Annotated in this window: 8 protein-coding genes; 4 read left to right on the top strand and 4 right to left on the bottom strand. The window is 69.8% G+C overall.

Annotated features, from left to right (window positions below):
- The 4 genes from NUV94_03800 to NUV94_03785 form a co-directional block, all read right to left on the bottom strand.
- The coding region (locus NUV94_03800) for a hypothetical protein (GenBank protein ID MCR4391907.1) at positions 1-390 on the bottom strand (390 nt) is incomplete at its 3' end.
- 185 nt (positions 391-575) lie between these two features.
- Positions 576-1,895: a phosphoglucosamine mutase gene (locus NUV94_03795; GenBank protein ID MCR4391906.1), complete on the bottom strand. Its 1,320-nt coding sequence runs from the start codon at positions 1,893-1,895 to the stop codon at positions 576-578.
- 162 nt (positions 1,896-2,057) lie between these two features.
- The gene (locus tag NUV94_03790; GenBank protein MCR4391905.1) at positions 2,058-3,548 is read right to left on the bottom strand and encodes a TrkH family potassium uptake protein; all 1,491 of its coding nucleotides are present in this window, start codon (positions 3,546-3,548) and stop codon (positions 2,058-2,060) included.
- 4 nt (positions 3,549-3,552) lie between these two features.
- Positions 3,553-4,215, bottom strand: coding sequence for an NAD-binding protein (locus NUV94_03785; GenBank protein MCR4391904.1), 663 nt, complete (start codon positions 4,213-4,215; stop codon positions 3,553-3,555).
- A gap of 167 nt (positions 4,216-4,382) precedes the next feature.
- Here NUV94_03785 and trmY point away from each other — a divergent pair, with 167 nt between their 5' ends.
- Genes trmY through ltaE form a run of 4 tightly spaced genes read left to right on the top strand, consistent with a single transcriptional unit; the run spans position 4,383 to position 6,902 of the window.
- Positions 4,383-4,988 (top strand): tRNA (pseudouridine(54)-N(1))-methyltransferase TrmY, encoded by a 606-nt coding sequence (trmY, locus tag NUV94_03780; protein ID MCR4391903.1) that lies wholly within the window; start codon positions 4,383-4,385, stop codon positions 4,986-4,988.
- Positions 4,967-5,194, top strand: coding sequence for a hypothetical protein (locus NUV94_03775; GenBank protein ID MCR4391902.1), 228 nt, complete (start codon positions 4,967-4,969; stop codon positions 5,192-5,194). Before trmY ends, NUV94_03775 begins: the two co-directional genes overlap by 22 nt.
- Positions 5,195-5,211: 17 nt before the next feature.
- Complete coding sequence (locus NUV94_03770) at positions 5,212-5,865, top strand: protein-L-isoaspartate(D-aspartate) O-methyltransferase (GenBank protein MCR4391901.1); 654 nt, start codon at positions 5,212-5,214, stop codon at positions 5,863-5,865.
- Entirely contained in the window at positions 5,856-6,902 is a 1,047-nt protein-coding gene (gene ltaE, locus NUV94_03765) for a low-specificity L-threonine aldolase (protein MCR4391900.1), read from the top strand. Before NUV94_03770 ends, ltaE begins: the two co-directional genes overlap by 10 nt.
- The last annotated feature ends 25 nt before the right edge of the window (positions 6,903-6,927 follow it).

Raw genomic sequence — 6,927 nt, 5'->3', positions numbered from 1 at the left:
GGTGGTGCGGATGATCCTTGCCGAGGCAGGGGCGATCGCCCACGGGGCCGGGGCGTGGGGCGAGCTCAAGAGGAAGCGTGCGGCCTCCTGGGCGTTGCGGGCCGGGATCACCTTCGCCGCGGTCCTGGCGGCATGGCCTTCCACGGCGAGCAGCCTCGCCTCACGTCGTCCCAACCCCATCCGCCGCAGCGCCCGCCACACCGTGCTCGGGGGGACATGAATCCCTTGTCGCTCAAGCTGCAGCGACACCCGCTTAGGCCCCCACGTCGGCCACGCTGTGGCCACGATCGCCCGCTCCAGCTGCCGACAGGCAGCGCTCACGTTGCCCAGTTCCTCCGCTCGGCGGAGTGCATGGAGCCGGAAACCGTGTACCTTGTCCTCGAGGGTCATCGGGGCACCTCCCAGGTCTCTTGTCGGATTCCTGGTGAGCTTGCCGCGGTGACCCTCACCTCTGCTACCCCCTCCGTGCACCCCCACCCGTCAGCACTGCTATGAGACTGAACATTCTAGGACGCCCCTCGCCGTGGCCGGCGATGTCGGGGGTCACCCCACGCGGGCGGATTGAGCCCGTGGGGTTAGGAAGTTTTTCCCCTGAACCGCTCCAGGGCGTCGGCGATCCGGGCCACGGCCCGGCGCAGGGGGGCCTCGTCCGGGCCCTCGGCGAAGATGCGGATCAGGGGCTGCGTACCGGAGGAGCGAACGACGAGCCGCCCCGTGCCATCGAGCATGTGCCGCGCCTCTCCGATCGCCCGGCGGACGATGGGGTCGGCCAAGGCCCCCTCCTGGTCCAGGACCGGGATGTCCTCCCGCACCTGGGGGTAGAGAGGCACGGGGGCGACGAGCGAGCCGAGGTCGGTGCCGGCGCGCCGGAGGGCGTTCAAGGTGAGGAGGGCGGTGAGGATACCGTCCCCGGTCGGGGCGTGGCGGGCGAACACGATGTGGCCGGATGGCTCTCCGCCGAGCTCGCTTCCCTCCGCCCGCATCGCCCAGGAGACGTTCCGGTCCCCCACCGGGACACGGGCCACCCGGAACCCACGCTCCGTGAGGTACCGCTCGGCCCCCATGTTCCCGAGCACGGTGAACACCACCTGTTGGGACAAGAGCTCCCCCCAGTCCCGGAGAAGGGGGGCGAGGGCGGCCATGAGCCGGTCTCCTTCCACGACCTCGCCATGGCCGTCCACGAACAGCGCCCGGTCCCCATCCCCGTCGAACGCGATCCCCAGGTCCGCCCCCGCCTCACGCACTACGGCCTGGAGTTGGCCCAGGGCGGCGACGCCGGTGGTGTTGATCCGGGCCCCGTCCGGCTTCGCCCCGAGCAGGGCGAGCGTGGCCCCAAAGGCGGAGAACAGGCCCGGGGCCACCGGGGCGGTGGCCCCGTAGGCGCAGTCCAACGCGATCCTGAGGCCCCGGAGGTCGAGGTCGGGCACCGCTTCACGCAGGAACGCGACGTACCGGTCCGCGGCCTCGGGCCACGGGGCGACCATCCCCAGCCGACCTGGCGGGGAGGGCTCGTCCAGGACTTCCTCCACCCGATCCTCGTCCTGGGGGGAGATCTTCAATCCCTGTCCATTGTAGAACTTGATCCCGTTGTCCTGAGGTGGGTTGTGGGACGCGGACACCACGACGCCCAGGTCGAACCGGTGGAGCCGTACGAGATGGGACACGGCCGGGGACGGGAGGACCCCACCCAGATGTACGTCGCCGCCGGCCTCGGCAAGGCCGGCGGCACAGGCCGCCTCCAGGGCCGGCCCGGACAGGCGGGTATCCCGGGCGAGGAGGGCGGTGCGGGGCCCAAGCGCCCGCCCCGCCGCCCGCCCCAGACGGAACCCAAGCTCGCCGGTGAGCTCCACCCCGGCGATCCCCCTCACCCCATCCGTTCCGAAATGTTTGGCCATCCCGTGGCCTCGATCGCCTAAAGCGCCAGTGGGAAGCGTACCCGCATCCTACCCCTCCAGACAAGGGCCGTCACGTGCGGCGCACGCGAATGCGCCCGCCGGCAGGGGCCGCGGTCCCATCGAGGGCCAATCCGATCACTGCTCATCGCTTCTCTCCCCGCTTCACGGCGTGCCCCACCGGTCACCTCGGCGGAACAGCAGTGCCCGGAGGAACATGAGCACGGGGATGATCTCCAGGCGGCCAACCCACATGTTGAAGCACAGCACGAGCTTGGCCAGGGTGGGCATCTCGGGATGGGTGATGCCCACCGATAGGCCGACGTTCCCCTGGGCCGAGGCGACCTCGAACAGCGCATCGGCCAGGCGGGCGGGCACGAGGTGGGACAGGGTCACCGTTCCCAGAAAGAGGAACCCGACCCAAAGGAAGGCAAGCATTGCCGCTTCGGCGATCCGTCGGAAGGCGACCTCTTCCGGGAGGGCATTGCGGCCCAGGCGGAGGGGGGTGATGGCATCCAGGGGCCGTACGATTCGCCGGAGCTGCCAGCTCACTCCGCGCACGAGGAGGACAATCCGCATCACCTTGACCCCTCCGGCGGTCGACCCCGCTGCCCCCCCCACCACCATCCCCAGCACGAGCAGGAGCTTCCCCGTGTCCGACCATCCTCCGAGGGATGTGGTTTGGAATCCTGTACAGGTCATGGCCGAAACGTATTGAAATGTCCCCCAGCGAAAGGCAACAGCAGGGCCCGCCAACTCAAGACCTTCTACCCCCACCAACGCTACCCCCCCAAGGAGGAAGGCCAACATCCAGCGGGTCTGGACATCGCTAAACAGCACACCCAGCCCCCGCTGTAGGGTGTGGTAGTGGACGACGAAGCTTATGGCGCCGGCGAGCATGGCCAGGATCGCGATGAGCTCGATAGCGAGGGACTTGTAGTGGCCGATGGACTCCGGCCACACCGAGAACCCCCCGGTGGCGACGCCGGTCATGGCGTGGTTCACCGCCTCCCACGGGGGCATCCCCGCCCCCCACAGCCCCACCGCGGCGATCACCGTGTACAGGGCAAAGATCCACCACATGGTGCGCACGGTGGAGCGGACCGAGGGGTGGATCTTCTCCCCCCGGGCCTCGGCGAAGTACAGGTTGGCGGCGGCTATCCCGGGGCCGGCGATCAGGGTGATCATGAGCACGATCACCCCCATCCCCCCCACCCACTCCGTAAACGACCGCCACCACTGCAAGGTGCGGGGGAGGAGGTCCGGTCGCAGGGCCATGGTGAGCCCGGTCCCAGTGAACCCGGACACGGATTCGAAGAAGGCGCTGGCCATGTTCGCATAAGGGAAAACCGTCCCTCCACCCAGGCGCACCGACACGAAATGGAGGGGCAACGCCCCCACCGCGGACACAAGGAGCCATCCCAGGGCAGCGATGATCAGCCCGTGTTTCAGCTGGGCCTCCCCGGCCCGGCGGAACGGGAGGTAGAGGAGGGCCCACAGGCCGAGGGAGGTGAGGGCGGTCAGGCCAAGCGGCCACAGGGCGTAGCCCTCCCCGAACGCCGCCGCCACCGGGAGCGACAAAGCGGCCATCACCCCCACCGTGGTCACAACCAAGCCCAGGTCCCGGAGGACGATCTTCAGGTCTTCAGAGCGCATGACGTCAGCCGGTGAGCCGCTCGATCAGGCTCTCGGGGGCGTGGCTCTTGGTGAACACGGTCACGATGTCCCCGGCCTGGATCACCGTGCTCCCCGAGGGGATGATGAGTTCCCCGTTGCGTTCGATGGCGGCGATCAGGGTCCCATCCGGGACCAGGTTCTCTTGGCCAGCCTCCCGCAGAGAGGTGCCCACCAGGGGTGACTTCTCGGTAACCGTGGTGCGGAACACCTGCGCCCCCCCGGGCAGGGTGACGAGGTCCCGGATCCAGGGATGACGGGCGGCGTGGTACAGGTACTCGGCCACGATCACGTCCGGGTTCTCCATGACGTGGGCCCCGAGGCGGCGGAACAGCTCGGTGTGTTCGCGGTTGTTCACCACGGACACGATGGTGGGCACCCCGAGGTCCCCAGCGGCGGCGATGACCATGAGGTTGGTGGCATCGTCGTGGGTGGTGGTGATGAGCGCATCCGCGCGTTCGGCCCCCGCCTCCCGCAACACCTCCGCCGACGCGGCGTCGGCGTTGATCACCAGGGCGTCGTACCGCCGGGCGATGGTTTCCGCCTTCTTCGGGTCGCGCTCGATGACCACCACGTTGTGGCGGTCACGCACGGCGATGTCGATGATGGCACTGCCGATGCCCCCTGCACCGACGACGATCAGGTACACAGTCCGGTATCATACAGCGCGGCTCCGTGTCGGTCAAAACCCTTTCTTAGACAGGATTTCGCGTTGTTCTCCTCACGCAGCCCGGTGCCCTGTCGACCTCGGCTGCCCGCACCGATCGCCCGGGCCGCCGTTGGCCCGGGCGAGGGGGGTCGAGTAGCATGGTTAAGATGCGGACGTTCGTGGTGGTCAGCCATACCGCGCCTCTGGACGGCGGGTTCCCCCTTTCCGACCTCGCCGGGGGGGCAGGGCGGCTGGATGTGCTCTGCCGGTGCGCGGTGGACGCGTTCCTCCTGTCGCACGGGATCAGGAAGGACGTGGTGCTCCACCTGGTGATCCGGGACCGGCTTGCGATCACCCTTGCCGGCAGCCGGTTGCGGTACCTGAACCCGGACGAGCGGTCCACCGGGGCCCTCCTGCGCGAGGCGCTGCGCCTGGCCCAGGGCCTCGGCCCGGGGGAGGAGGAGGAGTCCACCCCCGGGATCACCGTGCGCTGGCTGGGCCTGGCCGGCCTGATGGGCACCCTGAGCGAGGCCGGACTACGGCCGGTGCTCCTCAACGAAGATGGGGAGCCGCTGCGGGCGGCGCCCCTCCCGGAACGGCCGGCGTTCGTGCTCTCCGATCACCAGGACTTCACCCCTGAGGAGCTCGCCCTCCTCGCGCATGCGCCCCGTGTGTCGGTGGGACCCAAGGTGCTCCACGGCCACCAGTGCGTTACCCTCGTGCACAACGAGCTCGACTTAAGGGAGGCAGGATGGACCGCTGGGAGAAGCTGACTACGGTGATCGGCGAACCCCAAGCCCAGCTTTTGGCCGGGTTCCTCACCGGGGAGGGGATCCCCGTCCGGTTCCGCACCCATGTCCCGGCATCGGTGTACCCGGTGACGGTGGACGGGCTGGCGGAGGTGCAGATCCTGGTGCCGGCCCAGGATCTCCTCCGGGCCCGGGACGCCCTGGCCGCGTTTCGCCAGGGCGGGGAGTAAGGCAAACCGTGGGGGAGCTGACCCCGTCCGACGAGGCGGAGCTGGCGAGGGCGCGGGCGGCTCTGGTGGCGGAGCTCAGGGCCTTGGGCATCCGCGACGGGCGCGTGCTGGCGGCGATGGGCCGCGTCCCCCGCCACCGGTTCGTGCCCCTATCGCTCCTCGCTTTCGCCTACGAGGACCGCCCGCTTCCTATCGGGTTTGACCAGACCATCTCCCAGCCGTACATCGTCGCCCTGTCCACCGAGGCGCTGGACCCCGCCCCTACGGATCGCGTGCTGGAGGTAGGCACCGGCTCTGGCTATCAGACGGCGATCCTCGCCGAGCTCGCGGGCGAGGTGTACACGATCGAGCGGCTCCCGGAGCTCGCCCGGGCCGCGCGTGCGCGGCTGACCCAGCTCGGGTATCGGAACATCCAGGTCCGCGTGGGGGACGGGACCAAGGGCTGGCCGGAGGCCGCCCCGTTCCCGGCGATCGTGGTCACCGCCGCCGCGCCCCGGGCCCCGCAGTCCCTCCTCCACCAACTGGGGGACGGGGGACGACTGGTGATCCCCATCGGGGGGAAGACGAGCCAGGACCTGTGGTTGATCGAGAAACGGGGGGAGCAGCTCGTGCACCGGTGCCTGTGCCCGTGCACGTTCGTGCCCCTGATCGGAGAGGAGGGATGGATGTGATCGACCTGCGCTCGGACACGGTGACCGTGCCCACCGCAGGGATGCGCCAGGCGATGGCCCAGGCCGCGGTGGGGGATGACGTGTTCGGGGAGGACCCTACGGTGCGGAGGCTGGAGGAACGAGCCGCGGAGATTACGGGGATGGAGGCCGCCCTGTTCGTCCCCTCGGGGACGATGGGGAACCAGATCGCCATCGCTTGCCACACCCGCCCCGGCCAGGAGGTGATCGTTGAGGCCACCTCCCACATCTACAACGTGGAGATGGCCACCATGGCCCGCTTCTCCGGGGTCCAACCCCGCCTCCTCGTGGGGGAGCGCGGTGTGTTCACCGCCGACCAGGTAGCGGCAGCCATCCACCCCGACCTCTACTACCTCGCCCCGACCGGACTTCTGTGCCTGGAGAACACGCACAACGCCGCCGGAGGGCGGATTTGGCCGGTTGAGGGTGCGCGGGAGGTGATCGCGGTCGCCCACGCCCGTGGCCTCCCCGTGCACCTGGACGGGGCCCGCATCTTCAACGCTGCGGTGGCCACCGGGCTCCCCGTCCGGGAACTTGTGCGCGGGGTGGACTCGGTGATGTTCTGCCTGTCCAAGGGCCTCGGCTGTCCCGTCGGCTCGATGTTGTGTGGGTCGGGCCCGTTCATCGCCGAGGCCCGCCGGGTGCGCAAGGCCATGGGTGGGGGGATGCGCCAAGTAGGGATCCTGGCCGCGGCTGGCCTGTACGCCCTGGAGCATCACGTGGACCGCCTCGCCGACGACCACGCGCACGCCCGCCTCCTCGCGGACGGGCTCTCCACGATCCCCGGCCTCTCCGTGTGGCCCCCGGAGACGAACATCGTGGTGTTCGAGATCCAGACCGGGCCCACCGCCCAGGAGCTCTGCCTTGGGCTCCGGGAGCGGGGGGTGCTGGCCGCCCCGGCCGGCGCCGGCACCCATCCCCGCCGCATCCGTATGGTGACGCATCTCGGGATCACCCGGGACGACATCCTGCGGACGGTTGACCGCCTGCGCCGGGAACTGGGTACCCCGCGGATGTGACGAACCCCCCCTAGCCCGGTCCGCC

This window comes from Candidatus Acetothermia bacterium, from assembly GCA_024653305.1.
Lineage (GTDB): Bacteria > Bipolaricaulota > Bipolaricaulia > Bipolaricaulales > Bipolaricaulaceae > JACIWI01.
Note: the sequence above shows the minus strand (reverse complement) of the source record. Positions and strands in the feature narration are given on the sequence as shown.